The sequence below is a fragment of the Seonamhaeicola sp. ML3 genome (genome assembly GCF_023273855.1).
In the GTDB taxonomy this organism is placed as follows: domain Bacteria; phylum Bacteroidota; class Bacteroidia; order Flavobacteriales; family Flavobacteriaceae; genus Seonamhaeicola.
Map to the genome: position 1 here is coordinate 2383949 of NZ_CP096884.1, position 25310 is coordinate 2409258.

At 34.8% G+C, this 25310-nt stretch carries 15 protein-coding genes; 14 read left to right on the top strand and 1 reads right to left on the bottom strand.

Annotation, left to right across the window (positions count from 1 at the left end; translation table 11 throughout):
* Positions 1 to 4 precede the first annotated feature (4 nt).
* The 11 genes from M0214_RS10370 (at position 5) to M0214_RS10420 (ending at position 18926) form a co-directional block, all read left to right on the top strand.
* A complete protein-coding gene (locus tag M0214_RS10370; RefSeq protein ID WP_248722499.1) occupies positions 5 to 1825 on the top strand; it encodes a glycoside hydrolase family 2 protein in 1821 nt (606 codons plus the stop codon).
* Positions 1826 to 1839: 14 nt separating this feature from the next.
* Positions 1840 to 3336, top strand: coding sequence for a sulfatase (locus M0214_RS10375; protein ID WP_248722500.1), 1497 nt, complete (start codon positions 1840 to 1842; stop codon positions 3334 to 3336).
* Positions 3337 to 3554: 218 nt separating this feature from the next.
* Entirely contained in the window at positions 3555 to 5756 is a 2202-nt protein-coding gene (locus M0214_RS10380; protein WP_248722501.1) for a T9SS type A sorting domain-containing protein, read from the top strand.
* Between the two features lie 9 nt (positions 5757 to 5765).
* A complete protein-coding gene (locus M0214_RS10385) occupies positions 5766 to 7175 on the top strand; it encodes a sulfatase (RefSeq protein WP_248722502.1) in 1410 nt (469 codons plus the stop codon).
* Between the two features lie 18 nt (positions 7176 to 7193).
* Complete coding sequence (locus tag M0214_RS10390) at positions 7194 to 8666, top strand: sulfatase (protein WP_248722503.1); 1473 nt, start codon at positions 7194 to 7196, stop codon at positions 8664 to 8666.
* Between the two features lie 12 nt (positions 8667 to 8678).
* The gene (locus tag M0214_RS10395; RefSeq protein ID WP_248722504.1) at positions 8679 to 10097 is read left to right on the top strand and encodes a sulfatase; all 1419 of its coding nucleotides are present in this window, start codon (positions 8679 to 8681) and stop codon (positions 10095 to 10097) included.
* A 5-nt stretch (positions 10098 to 10102) separates the two neighbouring features.
* On the top strand, positions 10103 to 10885 hold the full coding sequence (locus tag M0214_RS10400) for a DUF1961 family protein (RefSeq protein ID WP_248722505.1): 783 nt from the start codon (positions 10103 to 10105) through the stop codon (positions 10883 to 10885).
* 108 nt (positions 10886 to 10993) lie between these two features.
* On the top strand, positions 10994 to 13870 hold the full coding sequence (locus tag M0214_RS10405) for a glycosyl hydrolase (protein ID WP_248722506.1): 2877 nt from the start codon (positions 10994 to 10996) through the stop codon (positions 13868 to 13870).
* Between the two features lie 25 nt (positions 13871 to 13895).
* A complete protein-coding gene (locus tag M0214_RS10410; protein WP_248722507.1) occupies positions 13896 to 16409 on the top strand; it encodes a heparinase II/III family protein in 2514 nt (837 codons plus the stop codon).
* Positions 16402 to 17553 carry a lactonase family protein gene (locus M0214_RS10415; RefSeq protein ID WP_248722508.1) on the top strand — a complete coding sequence of 384 codons (1152 nt, stop codon included), beginning with the start codon at positions 16402 to 16404 and terminating at the stop codon, positions 17551 to 17553. The genes M0214_RS10410 and M0214_RS10415 overlap by 8 nt, the downstream gene beginning before the upstream one ends.
* Positions 17553 to 18926, top strand: a complete 1374-nt coding sequence (locus M0214_RS10420; RefSeq protein ID WP_248722509.1) for a family 43 glycosylhydrolase — start codon at positions 17553 to 17555, stop codon at positions 18924 to 18926. Before M0214_RS10415 ends, M0214_RS10420 begins: the two co-directional genes overlap by 1 nt.
* Positions 18927 to 18971: 45 nt before the next feature.
* Here M0214_RS10420 and M0214_RS10425 read toward each other — a convergent pair whose 3' ends face one another.
* Positions 18972 to 20015, bottom strand: a complete 1044-nt coding sequence (locus tag M0214_RS10425; RefSeq protein ID WP_248722510.1) for a GntR family transcriptional regulator — start codon at positions 20013 to 20015, stop codon at positions 18972 to 18974.
* A gap of 336 nt (positions 20016 to 20351) precedes the next feature.
* Between M0214_RS10425 and M0214_RS10430 the strand changes: the two genes are divergently transcribed.
* The 3 genes from M0214_RS10430 to M0214_RS10440 all read left to right on the top strand — a co-directional run bounded on the left by M0214_RS10430 (position 20352) and on the right by M0214_RS10440 (position 25248).
* Positions 20352 to 22457, top strand: coding sequence for a bifunctional aldolase/short-chain dehydrogenase (locus tag M0214_RS10430; RefSeq protein WP_248722511.1), 2106 nt, complete (start codon positions 20352 to 20354; stop codon positions 22455 to 22457).
* A 121-nt stretch (positions 22458 to 22578) separates the two neighbouring features.
* Positions 22579 to 23859, top strand: coding sequence for a sugar isomerase (locus tag M0214_RS10435; protein WP_248722512.1), 1281 nt, complete (start codon positions 22579 to 22581; stop codon positions 23857 to 23859).
* 9 nt (positions 23860 to 23868) lie between these two features.
* Positions 23869 to 25248, top strand: coding sequence for an FGGY-family carbohydrate kinase (locus tag M0214_RS10440; RefSeq protein ID WP_248722513.1), 1380 nt, complete (start codon positions 23869 to 23871; stop codon positions 25246 to 25248).
* The last annotated feature ends 62 nt before the right edge of the window (positions 25249 to 25310 follow it).

Genomic DNA, 25310 nt, shown 5'->3' on the forward strand with positions numbered 1-25310 from the left:
ACACATGAAATATATTGTTGGCATAAGCCTACTGTTCATTTCAATTTGCACGTTTGCAAATGAACCTCTGTTACAGAATAGTTACTTAAGAAACGGACAAAGCCTTAACGGTAGGTGGCATTACATTGTAGATGTTTACGAAACAGGGTATTACAATTACAGAATGGAACCTCATGATGGTACCGAAAATCCAGGTTCTAGTGCCTACTTTTTAAATAAGAAGCCACAAAATAAAACGGATAGGGTGGAGTATGATTTTGATGCGGCGCCTACTATGGTTGTTCCCGGTGACTGGAATTCTCAGGAGGAAAAACTGTTTTATTACGAAGGCACCGTTTGGTATAAAAAGTCATTTAATGTTGAAAATTATGATGCGTCTAAACGTTACTATTTACATTTTGGAGCAGTAAACTATAGGGCAGATGTCTATTTGAATGGTAAAAAATTAGGAGTTCATGTTGGTGGATTCACACCGTTTAATTTCGAAGTGACCCATCTTTTTAAAGAAAAAGACAACTTTTTAATTGTTAAAGTAGATAACAAACGTGCTGCTGATGAGGTGCCAACATTAAGTACAGATTGGTGGAATTACGGCGGTATTACTAGAGATGTTACTATTTATGAGTTAGATGACACGTTTATTGAAGATTATAAAATTCAACTGACTAAAAACAACAATAAGGAGGTTTCCGGATACATTCAATTGAATGGAGAAAATAAGGGGAATCAAAACGTTAGCCTTTCCATCCCAGAATTAAAAATTAATAAATCTTTTACAACGGATACTAACGGATTTGTTGCGATAAAATTTCCTGTGAAACGTGTGTCGTATTGGAGTGATGCAAATCCGAAACTATACGATGTAAACATTGCCATTTCAAACGATAAAATATCGGATAAAATTGGCTTTAGAAATATTGAAACTAATGGGAAGCAAATTTTATTAAATGGCGAAAAAATATTTCTGAAAGGTATTTCCATTCATGAAGAAAACGTAATGCGTGGCGGTAGAGCTTGGTCTATTGAAGATGCTAAAGTATTGTTGGGTTGGGCAAAAGAATTGGGTTGTAATTATGTGCGTTTAGCGCACTATCCGCATAATGAGAACATGATTCGTCTGGCAGACCAAATGGGTATCTTAGTTTGGGAAGAAATACCTGTGTACTGGACCATACAGTGGACGAACACCGAAACCTATAACAAGGCTGAAACACAGTTGTCAGAATTAATCCAACGTGATAAAAATAGAGCCTGTTCCATCATTTGGTCTATGGCCAACGAAACACCAACGTCTAAAGAGCGTTTAACTTTTTTAACCAATTTAGCAACCACGGCTAGAAAATTAGATGACACGCGTTTAATTAGTGCCGCTTTAGAAGACCATGGTAAAAAAGAAAACAAAAACATCATGATTGTAGAAGATGAATTTGCTGAGGTTGTGGATGTGCTAAGTTTCAACCAATACTATGGTTGGTATGGAGGTAAAATTGATAACATCAAAAACATACGTTGGGAAATTGATATCGATAAACCTGTAATTATTTCAGAGTTTGGTGCAGGTGCGCTTCAAGGATATCATGCAGATAATATGACACGTTGGAGTGAAGAATTTCAGGAATTATTATATGAAGAAACCTTACCAACATTGGCTAAAATACCTGGAATAAGTGGTATTACACCATGGACTTTAGTCGATTTTAGGTCACCAAGACGTACTTTAATTCCATATCAAAACGGCTGGAACAGAAAAGGCTTGATATCAGAAACAGGAAACAAAAAGAAAGCCTTTTACACCTTGCAATCGTTTTATGAAAACATCAAATAAAATAGAAGATTAACATGAGAAAATTACTCACATTAATTGCTGTTTGTGGATTACTAATTTGTTCTTGTAAAAGTAAATCTGCATCAGAGCGAGCTACTTCGCAAGAACCTTCAAACCCCAATGTATTGTTTATCGCTGTAGATGATTTGAACAATATGATAGGGCCAATCGATAACTTTTCAAACGTAAAAACACCAAATTTTGATAGGTTAGCAAATATGGGTGTAACATTCACCAATGCGCATGTTCAAGCACCACTTTGCGGGCCTTCAAGAGCCTCAATTATGACGGGGCTGCGACCATCAAATACGGGTATTTACGGAATGGCTCATGACAATGACGTAAGACGAGATGGAAATTCAGCAACAAAAGATATTACCTTTTTACCAGAATATTTTGGTAACAATGGCTACCATACTATGGGTATAGGCAAGTTGTTTCATAATCATGCTCCCGATAGTGTGTTTCATGAGTCTGGTGGACGTGTTAGAGGTTTTGGGCCATTGCCTAAAAAACGATTTGTTTGGGATGGCTACGGAAAAGGTATCAAAGGTGTTCATGGTAGAACGAGTACCGATTGGGGTGCATTTCCTGAAACCGATAGTTTGATGCCCGACCATGCTTCTGCAAATTGGGCCATTGAACGTTTACAAAGAGATTATGACCAACCTTTCTTTTTAGGGGTTGGATTTTTACGCGTGCACGTACCGTTATATGTCCCTCAAAAGTGGTTTGATTTATATCCTTTGGAAGATATTGAAACACCGCCTTATAAAGCAGATGATTTGACTGATATTCCCAATGTTGGTTTACAAATTAACGATTTACCGATGATGCCAACCACAAATTGGGCGATTGAAAGTGGTGAGTGGAAAAAAATTGTACAAGCTTATTTAGCGTGTATTAGTTTTGTAGATAACCAATTAGGGCGTGTATTAGATGCTTTAGAAAATAGCAAATATGCCGATAATACGGTTATTGTTTTGTGGTCAGACCACGGGTATCGTCTGGGTGAGAAAGAAACTTTTGCTAAACACGGATTATGGGAAACAGCAACTAAAGCACCATTGATGTTCGCTGGTCCAAGTTTGCCAAAAGGTAAAAAGATTGACGCACCAGTGGAGTTTTTATCCATTTACCCGACGCTATTAGAACTCAGTGATTTACCGGCCTATTCAAGAAATGAAGGTAAAAGTTTAGTATCCATGATGACCAATGACGAAGGTGTTGAAGACGCTCATGCATTAACAACTTATGGTATGAATAACCATGCGGTAAGAACCAATGAGTTTAGATACATTCAATATGAAGATGGTACACAAGAATTGTACGACCATAGTAATGACCCTAACGAGTGGACGAATGTTGCAGGTAATGAGGAGTACAATGAAAAAATTGAGGAATTAAAACAATTATTGCCTACTATAAATGTAAAATGGGATGAAAAATCGAAATACACGTTTCAACCTTATTTTGTAGAACAGAAAGCGCGTACTAGCGGCGAAAATTAAAACTAGTTGAGGTTTAGGGTTAATTAGTTTTCGGGTGATATCTATCTTAATCAGAAAGTCTTATAAAATCCAGAAGTTTATCTCTGGTTTTTTTTTATAATTTTTTTTACGGCATACTACAGGATAGGTAAAGCGTAAAAGTTAAGTAATTTTATTTCTTAATTCATTCTTAGAAAAATGAATATTACTTCTAAAATAATCAGAACAATAAAAATGTTATGAAAATAAAAGTACTACTGTTGTTTTTAATTGTGATTATACAAAGTAATGCACAAAATTATCCTTTCAATTTACCAGATAATATCGAAGTAACCATAAATTTGAATACAGAGTCTCAAGAAAGCTTCAATAACTTATTACTAGGAACCAATATTCATCATTTTAGCACGAATCAAGAAAAAGATTTTGTGAGGTTGTTTAACCCACTTTCAGTGCGTTTTCCTCATGGGTTGTGGGCTAATTGGTACGATTGGAGAAGGGATGTATCCAGACTTTTTGGTGAAGAGCAGTTTGAGTACAAACAGGGCGTTAATGGCACACCTAGAATGAAAGAGGTAGATTTTTTGGCAAATTTATATGTTTTTGATAACAATAATATTAAAGTAGGAATTGATGGTTTAACCACATTAAATACGGAACGTAAATCCAATACAGGAAAGGGATTCAGTATGATGTGGACCTTTAATATGAGTGCAGATGGTACTAATTTTAATAATGGTTGCCCAGAAAGTGTTGCACGTTATCAAGATTTAATTAATAGAGGGTTTGAAGTTAAAAATATTGAAATGGGTAATGAGAATTTTTATCCAGGACAGCGTAGTTCAATAATACCTAATGCAGAAGATTATATTGCTAGAGCAAAATCTATGTCTGCTGCTCTAAAGGCGCTAGATCCAAACATTAGAGTATCTATACCTTTATTAAGGCGTGATAGTTGGGCTAACCCAAATTGGAATAGTGACTTAACCGTAGATCAATCTTATTTTGATGCTGTTACTATTCATACTTATGTAGGTTCAGATCCAGATGATGCTAGTAACAGCGATGAAGCATTTAGCACAGCCTTAACAGCAAGAAAGCATTTATTAGCTTCAATTACAGATTATCCACGTAAAGTTACTAACAAACCTATTTGGTTAACCGAATGGGGTGTAAAATCTGGAGGGCCTAATGCGGTATCTGCACTGGGAGCTGTAGATTGTTTTTTAATGATGAGCGAAAATCAGGATATTTTTGAGCGTGCCAATTGGTTTAGTACCAATGGTAAATTGAATTCAATGCTGGTTTGGGAAGAATATATAGATGGGCAAGGTAGAACTAAAGAAAGAATAAAATATCCTTTAGAAAAAACTTTATTTGGGTCGGCTTACGAAATTACCCGAAGTATTCTTGAAAATAGCACATTAATAGGTAGTGACATGCAGTCTCCAAATCTTATTGAAGACGTAAAAGCTGTAAGCGCCAGGGTAGTTTGGAAAGATGGTAAAGCTACTGTTTTGGCTTTAAATTTAACCGATAAGGATGTGGTCTTTAATGTGTCGGTTGACGGTGGAAGTTTTACAGATACTTACATACATAAAGCTATGACGTTTTCAGCTGTAGATGAAGAACGTGCCGTACCTTATAACGATAGTCCGTTATCTCTAATCAAAGAGGGGGCAGGCCAAATTATTCTTCCTAAATTATCAATTAATACTATTGCATTAAGTGGTGTTAACGTTAAAGAAGTATTACCTTCAAATAATTTCAATATTGAGACCATTAGTGAGACATGTACAGGTAAAAATAATGGTAAGATTATTATTAACACCTTAAAAACTAAAGATTATAATGTACAAATTGCAGGAGTAGATTATAGTTTTACAAAAGATGTAACCATTGAAAATTTGAGTCCCGGAAATTACGATTTCTGTATCACAGTTGATGGCGAAGATTTTAAACAGTGTTTTAGTTTAGAAATTAAATCAGGAAATTCTATTTCTGGTAAAATAGCCCAAAATAAAGACAAGGCAACCATTGCTATTGAAAGTGGTGAAGGACCTTATACTATCATTAAAAATGGCGAATTGCTAATGACAACAAACCAAAAACACATAGAAATAGATGTAGTTCATGGTGATAAAATTGATGTTAAGGCCAAAGCGGACTGTCAAGGTAAATTGTCTAAAAAAATAAATATGCTAGAAAATATCTTAGCGTATCCAAATCCATCAAAGGGTATGTTTGATATTTATATTCCAAATGACTTTAAAGAGGTAGGTTTAAGAATGTTTAACGTTTATGGTCAGTTAATATCAAACCAGGTTTATACTGTAAATGGAGGTAAGGTGCATATTGATATTTCAAATAAACCTGCAGGAATTTATTTCGTAAAAGTAGGTTTAGAAAATGAGACTACGATTAAAATTATTAAACAATAAAAAATTGAAATGAATAAAATAGTTATCTACGGTATTAGTTTATTAGCGCTTTTGTTGGCTTGTAAAAGTGGAAAAGAGGAAACTACAAAAGAACAAAAACCTAAGAACATCTTATTCATCGCAGTTGACGATTTGCGCCCTGAACTGAATTTTTATGGCTCAAATCATATTAAGTCTCCAAATTTAGATAAGCTTGCTGGAGAAAGTTTGGTGTTTAATCGTGCTTATTGTAACGTGCCTGTTTGTGGTGCTTCTAGAGCAAGTTTAATGACTGGGGCTAGACCAACGAGAAAGCGCTTTATTAATGCTTATACAAAAAAAGACAGTGATTTTCCGGAAGCAATATCATTACCAATGTTGTTAAAACAGAATGGGTACACCACAATTTCTAATGGGAAAATATATCATCATAAAACAGATGATAAAAACGCATGGGATGAAATGTGGCAACCAGATGGTTTGTGGAGCTATGCGTTACCCGAAAGTCAAGAGATAAGAAAGAATACCCGTAGAGGCTTGCCAATGGAAATGGCAGAGGTGCACGACTCCGTATATAGAGATGGAAAATTAGCATTAAAAGTCATAAAGGATTTACAAAAATTAAAGCAAGAAAAACAACCCTTTTTCTTGACCATGGGTTTAATGAAACCCCATTTGCCTTTTACAGCACCAAAAAAGTATTGGGATTTATACGATAGAGAACGTATAGAATTACCTGAAAGTTATATACAACCAGAAAGTACACCTAGGCAAGCCTTTCATAAATATGGTGAATTAAGAAATTATGAAAATATTCCTAAAGATGGTCATTTACCAGATGATTTAGCTAAAGAACTTATTCACGGCTACTACGCATGTGTAAGTTATATAGACGCTCAAATAGGGTTGGTTCTAGATGAACTAAAACGCTTAGAGTTGGATGAAGATACCATCGTTATTTTATGGGGCGACCATGGTTGGAATTTAGGTGACCACAAGTTGTGGTGTAAGCATGTTACATTTGAAACTGCCCTAAGAACACCATTGATAATAAAAGTACCCGGTAAAACCAGTGGTCAAAAAACAAATGCCATAACTGAATATATAGATATTTATCCAGCTTTAGCTGAACTTATTGGATTAGATATCCCTGAAACTGTTGATGGTAAAAGCTTTGTGCCATTAATTGAAGGACAATCTCAAGAAAAGGACTGGGCAGTATCAAAATTTAAAGATGCTGTTACTTTAATAAAAGGTGATTTATTCTACACAGAATGGATTAAAGATGATGGAATAGCCTATGCTAAAATGTTGTTCGACCATAAAACGGACCCATTAGAATTGGATAATTTGGCTGAAAAACCCGATTATCAAGAAAAAGTGGCAATTTTGGCAAAGGAGCTAAGAGCAAAATGGGGTAAGGACTTCTTGAGCAAATAACCATACTAAATGGTAAATATGAGAAAACTTCAAGTAGTAATACTATTGGTTTTAAGCATTGCTTTCGGTTGTGCCCATAAAGCAGAAAAAAAGGAAGGTAATATCGATTCTAGAAACTCTACCGCTTCCAAACCAAATATTATTTTCTTCCTTGCAGACGACCAAGATGTACAGGATTATGGTTGTTATGGTAATGAAAAAGTAAACACCACGGCCGTAGATAGATTAGCAAAAGAAGGCATGCTGTTTACCAACGCATTTACAGCACAAGCTATTTGTGCACCTAGTAGGTCACAATTATTTACTGGTAAATACCCGTTAAAAAATGGCTGTTTTGCGAACCATACAGCAACAAAACCGGATATTAAAAGCGTAACCACGCACATGAAAAATTTAGGTTATGAAGTTATTTTAGCAGGTAAAAGTCATGTAAAACCAGGAAATGTTTATCAGTGGGATAAAGAATGGCATCCGGTATATAGAAAGGATGTTCCAAGACCTTATATTCCTTTAGACAGTATTGAAAACTATTTAAAAACAACCAAAGGACCTTTCTGTATGTTTATCACATCGGCTTATCCACATGCTACATATTTTGATGTAGAAAATCCGAAAGCCAGTGATATTAAGTTTTATCCATTTAATGCCAATAAAAAAGAGGACACCGATTACATAAAGAAAAAAGCAGGGTACTACAGAAGTATAGAAGAAGATAACACCCAATTAGAAAAAGTATTGAGCTTTGTAGATAGTTATCTAGATGATAATACGCTGTTTATTTATAGTGCAGACCATGGTGTGTCTGGTAAGTTTAGCGTAAAAGATTTAGGCTTAAAAGTACCATTTGTGGCACGTTGGCCTAAAATGATAAAAGCAGGAACAACATCCAATCAATTAATTCATTATACCGATGTGTTGCCAACTTTTATGGAACTAGCAGGAGGGAAGGCACCCGATGATATGGATGGAAGCAGTTTTTTACCATTGCTTCAAGGTGAAGATGTAAAGATAAACGACTATGTTTATGGTGTAAGAACCAATCAGAATATATTATTTTCTGAAGTATTTCCGTCGCGTATGATACGCAACCAGCGTTATAAATACATTAGGAATTTCAATTCGGTAGAGGTTGTGGATAAAAACTTAACAGGAAAACCAAATGTAGATTTCTTTATCAAGCGCGGTGCAGAAGCTCATAAAAGGGAACGTTTTGAAGAATTATACGATTTAGAAAACGACCCTTTTGAAAGGGAAAATCTTATTAACAATCCAGAATTACAAGACATTAAAGAGCAATTAAGAAACGATTTGTTTGCTTGGATGAAATCTCAAGGCGACTTTCTGGACAATACTGTCGGTAATATGCCACTACTGCTTCCAAAAAGTGGAAGAGGAAATCGTTTGGATAAGGATACTAAAAAGCGTCAAATTCCTGACGAGATAAAAAACACACTAACAATTGAAGACCACACCATCATAGAACACTGGTAAAATTATTATATCATGAAAAGTGCTTTCACAATACTTATAGCCTGTCTGCTAATTTTTACATCCTGTAAAGAGGAGAAGAAGAACACCGAAGTAGCCCAGGAAACCAAACCTAAAAACATCTTATTTATTGCTGTGGACGATTTACGTCCAGAGTTGAACTTCTACGGCGCCAATCATATCCAATCGCCCAATTTAGATAAATTGGCCAGCGAAAGTTTGGTGTTTAATAGAGCTTATTGTAACGTGCCAGTTTGTGGAGCTTCAAGAGCAAGTTTGCTTACGGGTGCAAGACCAACACGTCATCGTTTTATTGATGCTAAAACAGAAAAAGACCATGACTATCCGGAGGCAGTATCATTACCCATGCTTTTAAAACAGAATGGATATAAAACAATATCAACTGGTAAAATATACCATGGCGGTAAAGACGATAATACTGCTTGGGATTCGAGATGGTTCCCTAAAGGAAATGTTAGAGATTATCAAATACCTGAAAGTAGGGAGCAAGCTATAGTAACAGGTTATGGACCTCCTTTTGAAAATATAGCTGTTGAAGACAGTGCTTATTTTGACGGTAAAATTGCTAAAAAAGGGATAGAAGATTTACAAAAACTAAAAGAAGGGAACCAACCATTTTTTCTGGCACTTGGTTTTATGAAACCACATTTACCATTCAATGCGCCAAAAAAGTATTGGGATTTGTATGATAGAAGTACGATTGAGCTTCCTGAAAGCTACATACAACCAAAAACGACACCTAAACAGGCCTTTCATAAATTTGGGGAATTACGTAAATATAGTAATATCCCTAAAAAAGGAGACGTTTCAGAAGACATGGCAAAAGAGATGATTCACGGCTATTATGCCTGTGTTAGCTATGTAGATGCACAGATTGGTTTGGTTTTAGACGAATTGAAGCGTTTAGAGTTAGAAGACGATACCATCGTAATTTTATGGGGAGACCATGGTTGGAATTTAGGCGACCACAAATTATGGTGCAAACATGTTACGTTTGAAACCGCTTTAAGAACACCACTTATCATTAAAGTGCCAGGTAAAACCAGCGGGCAACAAACGGATGCGATAACAGAATACATAGATATTTATCCAAGTTTAGCGGATTTAGTTGGTTTGGATAGTCCTGAAACCGTTGAGGGACAAAGTTTTGTACCAATAATCGATGGGGAAACGCCACAAAAAGATTGGGGTGTGTCTAAATTTAAAGATATGGTTACCTTAATTAAAGGTGATTTGTTTTACACCGAATGGGTTAAAGATGATGGTATTGCCTACGCTCGTATGTTATTCGACCATAAAACAGACCCTTTAGAATTAGATAATTTAGCTGAAAAACCAGAATTTCAGGACACTGTAAATCAACTTGCGGTTGAGCTAAGAGAAAAATGGGGTAAAGATTTCTTAAGTAAATAGTGGTTATGAAGTGGAATGTATTCTTATTAGTGTTTTTAGTCCTTGTAGTTTCCTGCAAAACAAACAAGCCTCTTAAAGAAAAGAACAGCGATACCCAAGATGATTGGAAATTAGCTTTTCAGGATGATTGTACCAAAGATTGGACAAAACAATGGACTTTAGATGGATTAATTGCAACGGTTGAAAACACTAAGGAAGGCATGCATTTTAAAGCAGGTCCTGAAGCTTATAATGATGCACATCATGCGGTTTTATGGACAAAAAATTCATATACTGGAGATGTAAAAATTGAATTTGACTACATCAAAACAGATGATGAAAATCGATTTGTGAATATACTTTATATTCAGGCCACTGGAGACGAAGAAGGAGTTCATGAAAAAGACATTTCAAAGTGGAAAAAGAAACGTGAAGTTCCTGCCATGAGACAGTATTTTGAAAATATGAACGTTTTTCATATTAGTTATGCAGCGTTTGGAAATAAAGGTGATGGATTTTATTATGTTAGATCGAGAAGATATCCTAAAGCCAAAGGACAACCATTTAATGCCATTGTGGTGGAACCTTCTTACGATGAACAAGGCTTTTTTGAGAAGGGTAAAAAGTATCATATTACTGCAATAAAATCGAAAGATACATTGTCTTTTAAAATGGAAAATGAAGGAAATGAAGAAACCTTTAAATGGGATATTTCTAAAGTAAAACCAATACAAGAAGGTAGAATTGGTATTCGTCACATGTATCGACGTTCGGCAATTTATAAAAACTTCAAAGTTTATAAGAAGTAGTCAAGATAGTTCAGGACGGTTTTTGTAGTTGTAATAACTATTTTGTTATTCTTAATGTGAATTCAAATTGTTACTTGAAACTAAGTAATTACACTTTAACCATTCCTCATGAAAAAAATCGTATTCTTTTTTAATAAAATAGTCCTGTGTCTTGCATTACTTATTTTAATTGTAAGCTGTAATTCCAACAATGAAATTACAGCGAATCAACCTGGAGATTTAGTTCAAGATTTATTGAAAGGTTTTCAAAATCCACCTGCCGAAGCAAGACCTTTTGTGCGCTGGTGGTGGAATGGCAACAAAATAAAAAAAGAGGAGTTAGACAGGCAGCTAGAATCTTTAAAAAATGTGGGGTTTGGTGGTGTTGAAATAAATCCTATCGCTATGCCTAATGCGACGCCAACAGATGAAAAGTCTCTGGTTTGGATGAGTGATGAGTGGGTAGACCTTGTAGTACATGCCTGTAAAAAAACGCAAGATTTGGGCATGATTGCTGATATTATAGCTGGAACGGGTTGGCCTTTTGGTGGGGAGTTTCTAACTGAAGACCAAACCTGTCAACGCATGGTCTCAGATAAAATTTTGTACCAATCGGGGGATATTATTAAGGTAAGTGAAGGCTATTTAATCGACTATTATAAAAATAAATTCAAGAACAGCCGTGAAGAAAAACGCAACAGTAAACGTACAACATGGCGTTTATCAAGTATCTCATTAGTACCTGTCAACTGCAATTCTTCTACTCAAATAATCAACCTTACAGGACATCAGGATGACTCAGGTAATATTTCATATGCCATTAATGGGGAAGGGAGTTATTATCTGTCGTATCAATTATTGCAACAAGATTTTAGGGATGTTACTTTGGGAGCACCAGGAGGTGCTGGTCCTGTTATTGACCATTACAAACAGGAAATGACTTTGGCTTATTTAAATAGGATGAAGAAAATTTCGGAGCGTTCGGGTATTCCTTTAAACCAATTAATCCGAGCACTGTTTTGTGATAGCATAGAGGTGTCTGGAGCCAATTGGAGCGATGGTTTTTCTGAGTTATTTTTCAAAAGGTATGGCTACAAACTTGAGCCTTGGTTAGCTTTCGTGTTCTATGAAGGGCATCACGACTATTCTAAAAGTAAATATTTAGATGAATTTTCAGAAGATTTTAAAACGCAGGTAAAGCGTGTGCGTTTTGATTATAACAACATGTTGGTGGAAACTTTTCTCGAGAATTTCACCAAGACGTATAAAGCGTTCTGTGAAGAAAATGGCATTTTATGTCGCTACCAAGCCTACGGAACCCCGTTTTTAATGGGAATGATGGATGGTTATATGATACCCGATATTCCTGAAAGTAATAACTGGATTTATTCGGCTAAAATGAGAGATTCGCTCTGGCAATGGCGACAATCTCATGGCTACATGATATGGAATTTGTACGCTTCGTCAGGAGCGCATTTAACGGGTAAAAAAATAACCAGTTGCGAAACTATGACCAATACCAATGGTGTTTTTAGAACCACATTGGAGGAGATTAAACAGCATGACGATATGAATTTCATAACCGGTATCAATCACTCGGTTCTACATGGGTATAATTATTCGCCTAAAGATGCACCTTTTCCTGGTTGGATTCGCTATGGTGCTTATTTCAGTGAGCAAAACCCATGGTGGAAACATTTAAGTAGTTGGGTAGATTATAATGCGCGATTGTCTTATGTATTTCAAAACTCAAAAGCTGAAAAATCTATTGCCATCTTAGGACCAACTTCCGATTTGTGGGGTGATAAAGGATTGGCAAGAGAACCATTTCACTTAGAACCAGAGTATTTATATAGGTTGTGGGAACCTATAAGTCAGTTAGGATATTCTTGCGATTATATCAACCAAAATGTATTGGCGAATGCTGAGGTAAACGCTGGCGTTTTAACCTATGGCGACATGAATTTTAAATTACTTGTCTTAGCTAATTTGGAATCAGTAGATATTAAAGTAGCCAAAACATTGAAAGATTTTGTGGCTTCTGGTGGCAAGGTTGTTGTTATTGATGGTTTACCTGATAAATCTCTAGGGTACAGTAATTATCAAACTAATGATGCCCTTGTTTCACGAATTATGACTGATATTCAAAATAATTATGCATCATCAATTATTAGTGTGAATTCACCAAATTCAATGGAGGAATTATTCTCATGGACGGAAGAAGTTTTGAAGACATCTGAACTCTCACCAGATGTTGAAATTAATAATCCCAGTAAAAACGTATTTCAAATCCATCAAACAACTTCAAAAGAAATCATTTATTTCTTTACAAATGTCAATCGTTATAAGGCGTCAAATTTTATAGCGAAATTTCCATTTCAAAATAAATATCCATATCTCTGGAATCCCGAAACAGGTGAACGCAAGCTTTATTATTTTGAAACATCTTCAAACGAATTAGACATCAGTTTAGAACCACTTCAGTCTTTACTTTTAGTATTTGAAGACAAAAAACCAGAGGTTACTTCTAAAGATAAGAAAACCGAGTTGGTATTTTCAAAAGAAATACGAACGAATTGGGCGGTAGAAGGGAAAAGGGTAGATGGTGAAAGTTTTACGTGGAGCATGACTGCTTTACAGGATTTTGGTGCATCAAAAGATCAAACACAAAATACATTTGCAGGAACTATAATTTATAAAGCTAAAATTACTGTTGAAGATGCCATTACGCATTTAGATTTAGGCAATGTGAATGAAGGCATTACAGAACTTTACATAAACGGTAAAAAAGTTGGGAAACGTTGGTTCGGAAAAGCGATATATCCAGTATCAGATTTTATAGAAGAAGGCGAAAATGATATTGAAATTCACTACACAACCGTGTTGTCTAACTACTGTAGGTCTTTAAATATTCCAGCTGTAAACAGATGGACAAATAGATATAAAAATGAGCCTTTAACCTCTGTAGGTATCGCCGGAACAATTAAACTGATGAAATATGAGTAATAGAAATTACGAAATAATATAGCGCATGAAACTACAAAAAAAAATAAAAATAATAGGTTGCTTCGTATTATTGGCATGTATTACAATAACTCAATTTAAGGTATGGTCTCAAACCCAAGAACGCCCATTTATTTTGGTAAAGGCTTCTGAACGTCAAAAAATACTCGATAAAATAGAAAACCAGGATTGGGCAAATGAGATATATGCCAACTTGAAAAAGGAAACTGATAAGCAAGTTGAGGTTTTCTATGGAAATCCTGAAGCTTTCGTGAGACAATTACCATTTGATTGGTCTAAAAAACAGCAAAATCAGTTTCCTTCATTTTTAAAAACAACACATGTTGCCAATGGTGTTCAAGAGAATTTGGATAATGCCACCGATGAAGAGTGGCAACCCGCCGAATTATTAATAAATAACTTGCAAGTAGCTTTAAACTGCGGAGTTATGTATTACTTAACCGAGAATGAAAAATATGCCTATGTAGCGAGTAGCATTTTGTATTCATTTTTGAAATCTGTTCAGCAATCAGAAGTATCTGCTTGGAGAGGTCGAGGAGGTTGGTTATTTCCTTATGATGGCTTTCGTGAGGTTCGTGTTATAGGGTATAAACTACCGCTAATTTATGATTTTATACATCCTTATCTAAAACAAGAAGGAAAGGCTTTTGATATAGTAAAAAACAATAAAGTGAATTTTCCTTTTGAAGACGCTCAAAAGGTATTTAAGGCTTACGCAAACATAACAGTAAATTATGGACAAACAGGCTCAAACCACTGTGCTTTAGAAGCGCCTAGTTTGGTGTTTAATGCCTTAGCAATGGATGATGAAAAGGAGCGAGAAAAATGGTTGTCTTATTTTTTAACAGAAAGTACAGAGAACCAAGATGCCTTGGATATTATGGTTAAAAATTATAAAAATGAAGGAGATATTTGGCCAGAAACCTCTCAATATTTAAATCATACCACGTCTATTTTAGCAAGATTGATGTTAGTAGTTAATAAATACAATCCGTCTTTAAAATTAGGGGAGAAGTATCCTAATGTGTTGCATGCTTTACCGCGACTCGATTATTTTGTGTATCCAAATAACGACATTGTACGTTGGGGTGATGGACACCGACGAGCTCATGCGCCCTACGAGGCTTATGAAAATGCATTTGCCTTGGCTAAGATGGATGGCCTAACGAAAATTCAAAACAAATTTGCACCACTTATTAGTACCGCAATTAAAAAAGGGAAATATGTACGCGAAGGGGTTGAGGCTTTGTTTTGGTATGACGATGACTTTAAAGATGCCCCCGCATCTATCAAATTGCCTCGAACCGACAAAGTATATCATGCAGGCATTATTATGCAACGTAATTTAAGCAGTACCAAGAATCCTAAAGATGGTTTAATGTGTTTTGTTGGTGGTGCGCACATGGTTCATGGGCATGCAGAAGGTATGAACATTGAACTTTATGGCGAAGGACAAGTATTAGGTGTAGACCACGGAAGAAAAAAATACGGTAAAGATTTACATGAAAATTATTCCAGGATTTTTGCTGCACACAATACAGTAATCGTGAATGGAAGCTCTCAAGGCGAAGGCGGATGGGTAAACTTAGGTATAAATAAGGTAAAGCCGATTGCTATGGAGCCTGAAGTTGGAAAAGAAGGGGTATCTCCATACCATTCGTTTAGTTTAACAAGTTTTGAAGATGATAAAGGTGATAAAGCCGAGGCAAGTCAAGAACGCACTTTAGCTTTAATTAGAACTTCGTCTACAACAGGGTATTATGTGGATGTATTTCGCTCAAAATCCAGATTACCCAATGAATATCATGATTATTTGTATCATAATATAGGAGACAAACTCACTTTTGAAAACAAGGATTTAGAGTTTAAAAAAACGCCTGAAAGATATATGGCGAATGCAAACGAACCTTGGAAACGCAATAAACTTTACAGGCATCCAGGATGGCATTTTTTCAAGAATGTAAAAACTTCAAAATCATATACCGATGATGTAAAGGCAAAATTTCATACTAAAAAATTAAGGCAGGGTGCGGTTTTTATGGAACTCCATATTCCCGGTTTTGAAAATAGAACTTATACCAAAGTAAAGGCTCCAACTACTTTCGAGTCTCCCGAACCTTATAACGATTTGCCAACGCCTACCTTGGTTATTAGACAAGAAGGTGAAGCATGGAAGAATCCGTTTGTGGTGGTTTTTGAGCCTTACAATGATATGGAAGCGCCATCTATCCAATCGGTGACTAAAATTAAACAAGATGGGATATATAAAGGTTTAAAAATTGTAAGTAAGTTACCTTCTGAAACTATAACTCAATTTATAATCACTCAATCTAAAAACCAAGTGTTTAAAAGTGATACCTTAGGAATACATTTTGAAGGGACTTTTGCGATTATTACATTAAATGAAGATGATTCCTTAAAAAGTATTTATATTGGCGATGGTCAAACCTTAAACTATAAAAATGAAACCATTGAGACAGGTGCAGAGAACAAGTATTATAAAGAATTTAATAATGAATAAAGTAGTATTTGCAGGGGCAATACTTTTATTGGGGCTGTTTTTTCATAGCTGTAAAACAAAAGAAACAAATACTAAGACCCTAATGTTCGTGGGAAGTTTTACTGATAAAAAACCAGGAGAAGGTATTTATGTTTATGAGTTTGATGATGAAAATGGTAAAGCAGAATTAAAATCTACGGTAGATAGTTTAACAAACTCATCTTTTTTAGAATTATCACCTAATGGTAAGTATATCTACTCGGTTTTAGATGCGCAAATGCCCTACAACGGAAAGGTAGGCGCTTTTGAGATAGATGCAGAAAATGCTAAACTAAACCTACTAAATATTCAAGATTGTGGTGGTTTAAACCCAGCGCATTTAGAGGTAAGCAAATCAGGAAAACTATTAGTAAACTCCAATTATTCCGATGGTAGTTTAAGCCTTTTCAAAATTAAAGAAAATGGAACTCTGGAAGCATATAGTCAAGTGTTACATTTTAAGGATAGTAGTCTTATTAAGAGTAGACAGGAAGCATCTCATATACATTCAGCCAATTTTTCTCCAGATGGTAATTATGTTTTTGCTCACGATTTAGGAGCCGATAAAATCCGAGGCTTTTCACTGTTAAATACTGAAGACTCATTAGCACTTACAAATCAAAAAGACATAAAAACAAAACTAGGTAGCGGACCAAGACATTTTTCATTTCACCCTAATGGAAAGTTTGGCTATTTGGCCAACGAATTGAGCGGTAGAGTTGATGTATATCAATATATTAAGGGAGACTTGGTTTTTGTAGAAGATAACCTGTCTTATGGTCAGCAGCAGGATATTTATAGAACAGCAGACATTCATATTTCACCTGACGGAAAGTTTTTATATGTTTCTAATAGAGGACCAGAAGAAGATACTATTACCGTATTTAAAATAAATGAGGACAACGGAAAATTAACTTTGGTAGAAAGAGTAGATACAGGAGGTAAGCATCCAAGAAATTTTGCAATTCACCCTTCAGGGAAATATCTATTAGTCGCTAACATGTTTACAGATAATATCGTTGTATTTAAGAGAGACCAAGATGCTGGGAAATTAACAAAATTGGACGAGGAGATTAAAGTGAAAACGCCTTCTAGTGTTCAAATAAGAACATATAAACATTACTAATGAAGTTTTTTAAATCAACTTTAAGCATATTAATTCTTATAGCCCTATGTTTTGTTAACAATTTTTCATGTAAGAACAGTGCCTCAAAAATAGCTAGTCAAACTGAAAACACCGAAACCGAGAAACCTTTTAAAGAAGGGAATCCGCTAGTTAAAAATGTAGGTATGGCAGACCCGCATATCAGGATATTTAATAACAAAGCTTACTTATATGCTACAAGGGATGAGGATAAAACAGCTAAGAAGTTTGTTATGCCGGATTGGAAAATTTGGTCTTCAGATGATTTAGTTCACTGGGATTTAGAACGCACCATTGAGCCTACAGAAACCTATATGGGAAAATCTAAACGATGTTGGGCAACAGACGCCGCTTATAAAAATGGAAAATATTACTTTTATTTTTCTAACGGCAATACAGATACTGGTGTAATGGTTGGTAATACACCAACAGGACCTTTTAAAGATGCTTTAGGAAAACCAATGCTTCCTGAAGATTTAACACCTATTAAGGAATACGATCCCTCTGTTTTAGTTGATGATGATAACGAAGCCTATATTGTATTCGGGCATCATCGTTCTAACCATCCGGATTTTTATTATATGATTGCCAAGTTAAGTGAGGATATGATTTCTTTAGCCGAAACACCAAAAGAGGTTAAGATTATTGGAGATGCAAAAGTATTAGGGGGTAGTGATAAGCCTACACTACACAAAAGAAACGGGATTTTTTATTTGTCAGCTGGCTCACACTATGCTACTTCTAAAAATATTTATGGACCTTATACTAAAGTGGGCAACTCAGGAAATAGTAATTATGGATTAGATGGTAAAGCGCATGGTAATTATTTCGATTGGAATGACCAAAGTTTTCATACATGGTGTCATTTTCACTTGGGAAAAGATGTGGCAAGATATAGAGAGTCTTATATCTCCTATTTACATTACAAGGATAATGGAGAAATGGTAACCGATACTAATTTTTTAGATAAGCATTTTGCTATGGGGGTTGGACAATATGATGCTAATTGGGATAAAATTGAAGCAGAATGGTACATGAGGTCAACACGCACAGAAAAAAAAGATGGATTAAACAATGGTTTTGTAATAAAAAATATTGCTGAAGACGGAAGTATTTCTTTTCCTAATCTTTATAATTTAAAGGACAAAAAATCGATTAAGTTTAATGTGTTAAGCTTAAACGGTGGAAAAATTGAAGTTAAATCTGGAGAAGGAAAGATTATAGGTTTATGTGAGGTAGAAAAAACAGAAACATATACTATAACATCTTGTGATTTAAGTAATTTAGAAGATGTTAAATCATTTGTTTTGAGTTTTAAGGGTGAGGTCTTTTTAGATTGGTTTTCAATTAATTAGAGTGATACTAATATACTCTTTAGATTTCCAATAAAAATAATATTGTTACAAAGATTCCCTTTCTATAAAATTAAAAGGTACTTTTATTTTACAACCCGAGGATTTGTCTTGAATTATCTTAGCAGCAGATTCGCCCATTACCTTAAAGTTTGTTGATATAGTTGTTATACCTAATAGTTCTTTTAAGGGTGTCTCGTTATAAGATATGATACCTATATCTTTTCCCAATTTGAATTCGTCCTCACGAATTTGCTTTACTAAACTAACCAAATCAGATTCTTCAATAGTAATGAATAAATCACCACGTTTTAAGATCATATCGTCATATACATTATCAAAAACTTCGAAATCCAGCTTGTGTTCTACACAAAACTTACGGAAGCCATGAAGAATCCTTCTTGGATAAGGGCTTACCGATCTATCTGGATAAATTAGCATGAGTTTTTCATACTTTTTTATTTTATCCAAGCCTTTAGTGAGTGCCTCGTAAATATCATTTTCAAAATCCTGATATACCTCATTGGTTTTTCCATTAAAAATAGGCTTACTATTATCTAAAAGAATAAACTTTTCAGGAGGTAATTCTTTAAGCTTGTCTAAAACTTTATCTGTAAAGCTAATATGCCTTTGGTCTTCTGTTTTGAAATGAGGCATTATAACAAAATAGTCGTAAGCAGCTTTGTTTTTGTCTAAAAGGTTCAAGAAGAGGGTTTCATCACAGTGATATACATGCAAATCGGTATGTGAATTAGGCCCAATACTATTAATAAAATGATTGTAGGTTCTCAGCTTGTAATTACTGAGTTTGTTTATAAGAAAAAAGATGTTAATCTTAGAAATTAGTTTTGTCCTGGAAATATAAAATCCTTTACCTCTAATGGAGGTTATAATGTTCCTTTCCTTTAGAATGCTGTATGCTTTTTCTACGGTATCTCTGGATAAATAAAATTCCTCACTAAACATGTTTATAGAGGGTATTTTCTGGTCTATAGTAAGATTTCCAGTAGAAATATTATGAATAATGGAGTCTATTATTTGCTGGTATTTAGGTACCCTTGAGTTCTCATCAATTTGAATAAATTTCATCATTTTCATAATTCCTTTTTTTAAGCGACAAGTTCCTTGCGACAAAGGTATTAGAAAAGTACAAAAAGCCTAAATAAAACCCCAATTATATGGCAAAAATAAATGAGGTTTTCGCCAAAGAATAAAAAAAATAAGGTAGCTGTAGGTTATTTCTTGTTATTTTGAAGTATAACCCCTTTTTAAAAGCATTTTGAGTGTTTTTTGAAGCAGGTTTTTTTGTTTTACTAAGTGGGTTTAGAAAGTTTTAATTTTAAATGTTAAAAATTACGGTACAGTACAGGATAGAAAAGATGGTTTTCAGATTTAATTTTGGATTCGAAATTTATACTAAAATTAAAAATGAGCGAAATTGTAAAGAGTTTTAAATATGTTGATTACTTATGGGATGAAGCAAAAGCAGCATCTTTAGGAGATAATCAAGTGGAGTTATTTTTATATAGGTCCAATGTATTAGGAGCGGATTTAAGAATCACGAATTATGGTGGTGGTAACACCAGTTGTAAAACTATTGAGAAAGACCCATTAACAAACGAAGAAGTTGAGGTTATGTGGGTTAAAGGATCTGGTGGAGATATTGGTACCTTAACACGTTCTGGTATTGCAGGATTGTACACTGGCAGACTTAGAGATTTGAAAAATGTTTATCAAGGACTTCACGATGAGGATAGAATGGTTGGTTTATTTAACCACTGTATTTACGATTTAGATAGTAAAGCACCTTCTATAGACACGCCTTTACATGGTTTATTACCATTTGCACATATCGATCACTTACACCCAGATGCTCTTATCGCAGTAGCCGCTGCCGAGGATAGTGAAAAAGTTACCAAAGAAATTTGGGGAGATACTATGGGTTGGGTACCATGGCAAAAACCAGGATTCGATTTAGGTTTACAGTTAGAAAAGTGTTTAGCCGACAATCCAGGTATTAGAGGTATCGTCTTAGGAAGTCATGGTTTATTCACTTGGGGAGATACATCTTACGAGTGTTACATGAACAGTTTAGAGGTTATAGAAATGGCTTCAGACTATATCACAAAGAAAATTGAAGCAGGTGGACCAGTATTTGGTGGGCAAAAAGTAGAAAGCTTACCAAAAGAAGAGCGTTTAGAAAAAGCAGCGCAATTAATGCCTTTATTAAGAGGTTTATGTTCTTCAGAAAACAGAATGATTGGTCATTTCTCCGATACCGATGTTGTAATGGAGTACATCAACAGTAATGACCTTGAGCGCCTTGCGCCTCTTGGAACTTCTTGTCCAGACCACTTCTTAAGAACTAAAATACAACCGTTGGTGTTGGATTTAGATAAAAATGAAGACTTGTCTGATGCAGATGCTATATTGAAAAAATTAGAGCCAGCATTTGAAGCTTACCGTAAAGAATACGAAGATTACTATAATACATGTAAAGTAGACAATAGTCCAGCTATTCGTGATGCAAATCCTGTAATCATCATATACCCAGGTGTTGGTATGTTTAGTTTTGCTAAAAACAAACAAACTACACGTGTAGCGAGTGAGTTCTACATCAACGCTATTAACGTAATGCGTGGTGCTGAGGCTATTACGTCTTACACCTCTTTACCAAGACAAGAAGCATTCAATATTGAGTACTGGTTATTAGAAGAGGCTAAGTTACAACGTATGCCAAAAGAATTACCATTATCTCGTAAAGTTGCTTTAGTTACTGGAGCAGGTGGAGGAATAGGTAAAGCTATTGCAGATAAATTGGCAGCACAAGGTGCTAACGTAGTACTTACTGATATTAACGAAGAAGCTTTAAAAGAAGCTAATGCAACATACAAAAGAGATGTGTCCACTTATGCAGTATGTGATGTAACAAGCACAGAATCTATAGCTAGTGCATACAAGAAAGCTGTATTGGAATTTGGTGGAGTAGATATCATAGTACACAGTGCCGGATTAGCAATATCTAAACCATTAGAGGATACAACAGACAAAGACTGGAATATTTTGCAAAATATATTGGTAAAAGGTCAGTTCGATTTAGCAAAACAATTTGCAGCTATAGCCCGTAAGCAAGGTTTAGGTGGTGATTATATTGCTATTGCAAGTAAAAATGGATTAGTAGCTGGACCTAACAACGTAGCTTATGGAACTGCTAAGGCAGCACAACAGCACATGGTACGTTTATTAGCAGCAGAATTAGCAAAAGACAAAATAAGAGTAAACACTGTAAATCCAGATGGTGTTATCGTTGGAAGTAAGATCTGGGAAGGTGCATGGGCAGAAGGTAGAGCCAAAGCAAACGGGATTACCGTTGAAGAGCTACCAGCTTTTTATGCAAAAAGAAACTTACTGCACGAAATCATTACACCAGATGATATAGCTAATGGTGTGTTCTCTTTAGTGGGTATACTCGATAAATCTACAGGTAATATTATCAATGTAGATGGTGGTATGGCCAATGCTTTTGTAAGATAGATAAGAAAGTATAAATATTAAAAATTATAAAGATTAGTTTAGTTCAGTTTAGTTGAAATAGAAGCTTCCCATAAATAGATTATTTATGGGAGTTTCTTTTCTTTAAAGAAAATTAAGTAGTATGAAAATCCAAAAAGACCAGGTATTAGAGTTCAACAAGAAAGGCTTAGAAAGTCATAAAGAAAGTTTTGATTTTTTAGCAAGCAAATTAAGTAAGGAAGGAAAAGATGTAAATTCCATTGTATCAAAGTTAGCCGATTTCCAAGTGGCTATTCCTAGTTGGGCTTTAGGTGCCGGAGGAACTCGTTTCGGGAGATTTTCATTCTACGGAGAGCCATCGAGCTTAGAACAAAAAATTGATGATATTGGGATTTTACATAGTTTAACCCAAACCGCTGGAGCGGTATCATTGCATATTCCATGGGATATTCCATCAGATTATGCAGCCATAAAAGAAAAAGCCGATGCTTTGAACATTAAATTCGATGCTGTTAACTCAAACACTTTCCAAGATCAAAAAGATGCTGCTGAAACTTATAAGTATGGTTCTTTAAGTAATACCAGCAAAGCCGTAAGAGAGCAAGCTATCCAACATAATATTGATGTAATTAATATTGGTGATAAACTTGGCTCTAAGGCATTAACAGTTTGGTTAGCAGATGGGTCTTGTTTCCCTGGACAAAATAACTTCCAGACAGCATTTCAAAATACTCAAGATAGTTTGGTAGACATTTACAAAGCGTTACCAGACGATTGGAAAATGTTAGTTGAATACAAACCATACGAACCAAACTTCTACAGCACGGTAATTCAAGATTGGGGAGCATCATTGATGTTGGCTAATGGTTGTGGTGATAAGGCCTATACTTTAGTAGATTTAGGACATCACTTACCAAACTCGAATATAGAGCAAATAGTTTCAATATTACAATTAAAAGGTAAATTAGGAGGTTTCCACTTTAACGACAGTAAGTATGGAGACGACGATTTAACCGTTGGAAGTATCAAGCCTTATGCTTTATTCTTAATTTTCAATGAGCTAGTTTATGGTATGCAAAACAATCCACAAAATCCAGAATTAGCATGGATGATTGATGCTAGCCATAACGTAAAAGATCCTTTAGAAGATTTAATACAATCTCTAGAAGCTATTCAAGAAGCCTATGCCAAAGCAATGCTTATAGATCAAGATGCACTTAAAGCAGCACAATTGGATAACGATGTTGTAAAGTGTCAAGAGATATTACAAGGAGCTTACAGAACAGATGTAAGGCCTCTATTAGAAAAAGCACGTTTAAATGCCGGAGGAGCTTTAAGTCCAATTCATGCTTATCGCGGACTTGATGTAAGAGCAGGATTAATTCAGGAAAGAGGTAAATATACAGTTGCTACTGGTTTATAACCAAATGAGATGAAACAAAAAGTAACTGCCGTTTTCGATATAGGTAAAACTAACAAAAAGTTTTTTCTTTTCGACAAAGACTTCAAAGAGGTTCATAAAGAATATATCTCTTTTGAAGAAATTGAAGATGAAGATGGGCATCCTACAGAAAACCTACCTGCATTAAAACAATGGTTAAAAGATGTTTTTGACAATATTTTAAAATCAGAAGAGTTTTCGGTAAAAGCCATAAACTTTTCTACCTATGGCGCTAGTTTTGTTCATTTGGATGAAAATGGTCAAATTTTAACTCCTTTGTACAATTATACCAAAGAAATTGATGCTGAAATTGTAGAACAATTTTACAATGAGTATGGTAATGATAAAGAATTAATGAGAACAAGTGGTTCATCAAAATCACCTGGATTATTAAATTCTGGATTGCAATTGTATTGGTTAAAACACAAAAAGCCTGAAGTATTCAAAAAGATAAAATATTCTCTACATTTACCTCAGTATTTAAGTTATATTTTCTCAGGAGTCCCTCTAAGTGAATACACAAGTATTGGTTGTCATACCATTTTATGGAATTACGAAACCAAAGATTATCAGGAATGGGTATACAAAGAAGGTATAAATGCTATTTTACCTCCAATTGTTTCTACAGAAACAAGTTTAAACATGAATTACAATGGTAAAAGAATAAAAATTGGTGTTGGAATACACGATAGTTCTTCTGCCTTATTACCTTACGTAAGAAGTGTAAAAAAACCATTCGTTTTGGTATCTACAGGTACTTGGAGTATATCTTTGAATCCTTTTGTAGACACTCCTTTAACACTAGAAGATATTAATTCAGATTGTATTAATTACATGCGTATTAATGGAAAACCTGTAAAATCTTCAAGATTATTTTTAGGAAACGAATATAAAGTTCAGGTTGCTAAATTATCTGAAAAATTTAGTAAAGATGATGATTATCATAAAACGGTAGCGTTTAATTATGAAACTTACGCTCGAATTAATAGTGATTTTAAGTACTCCTTTAAATGGGAATCTATAGAGCATAAAAACATGCCTGAACAAACAAATTATAACTACAGTACTTTTGAAGACGCCTATCATCATTTGATGTTAGAGTTAGTAAAACTACAAGTAGAAAATATTGAGAGGATTGCAGATTTAGAAAAGATTGACAGGCTTTATGTTGATGGAGGCTTTAGTGATAATGATATTTATATCAAATTATTGTCTCATTATCTAAGAGGTATGAAATTACGAACAACAAAAGCGTCTTTAGGTTCTGCCTTAGGAGCAGCGATTGCAATTTCAGATACCAAACTGAATTCAAAGTTCTTGAAAAAGAACTATGCGCTTAAAAAGCATGTGCCGTTTATCATAAACGGATAGTCTTCATTGAAAATTTGTAAAACTATAATATAGGGAAGTAGGCTTCAAGGGGAAGTCTTTTT

Excerpts from the sequence above, each read along its gene's own strand:
- M0214_RS10395 (WP_248722504.1), top strand. The coding sequence starts at position 8,679 with ATGAAAAGTGCTTTCACAATACTTATAGCCTGTCTGCTAATTTTTACA.
- M0214_RS10430 (WP_248722511.1), top strand. The coding sequence starts at position 20,352 with ATGAGCGAAATTGTAAAGAGTTTTAAATATGTTGATTACTTATGGGAT.
- M0214_RS10425 (WP_248722510.1), bottom strand. The coding sequence starts at position 20,015 with ATGATGAAATTTATTCAAATTGATGAGAACTCAAGGGTACCTAAATAC.
- M0214_RS10375 (WP_248722500.1), top strand. The coding sequence starts at position 1,840 with ATGAGAAAATTACTCACATTAATTGCTGTTTGTGGATTACTAATTTGT.
- M0214_RS10435 (WP_248722512.1), top strand. The coding sequence starts at position 22,579 with ATGAAAATCCAAAAAGACCAGGTATTAGAGTTCAACAAGAAAGGCTTA.
- M0214_RS10440 (WP_248722513.1), top strand. The coding sequence starts at position 23,869 with ATGAAACAAAAAGTAACTGCCGTTTTCGATATAGGTAAAACTAACAAA.
- M0214_RS10385 (WP_248722502.1), top strand. The coding sequence starts at position 5,766 with ATGAATAAAATAGTTATCTACGGTATTAGTTTATTAGCGCTTTTGTTG.
- M0214_RS10390 (WP_248722503.1), top strand. The coding sequence starts at position 7,194 with ATGAGAAAACTTCAAGTAGTAATACTATTGGTTTTAAGCATTGCTTTC.
- M0214_RS10405 (WP_248722506.1), top strand. The coding sequence starts at position 10,994 with ATGAAAAAAATCGTATTCTTTTTTAATAAAATAGTCCTGTGTCTTGCA.
- M0214_RS10415 (WP_248722508.1), top strand. The coding sequence starts at position 16,402 with ATGAATAAAGTAGTATTTGCAGGGGCAATACTTTTATTGGGGCTGTTT.
- M0214_RS10420 (WP_248722509.1), top strand. The coding sequence starts at position 17,553 with ATGAAGTTTTTTAAATCAACTTTAAGCATATTAATTCTTATAGCCCTA.
- M0214_RS10370 (WP_248722499.1), top strand. The coding sequence starts at position 5 with ATGAAATATATTGTTGGCATAAGCCTACTGTTCATTTCAATTTGCACG.
- M0214_RS10380 (WP_248722501.1), top strand. The coding sequence starts at position 3,555 with ATGAAAATAAAAGTACTACTGTTGTTTTTAATTGTGATTATACAAAGT.
- M0214_RS10410 (WP_248722507.1), top strand. The coding sequence starts at position 13,896 with ATGAAACTACAAAAAAAAATAAAAATAATAGGTTGCTTCGTATTATTG.
- M0214_RS10400 (WP_248722505.1), top strand. The coding sequence starts at position 10,103 with ATGAAGTGGAATGTATTCTTATTAGTGTTTTTAGTCCTTGTAGTTTCC.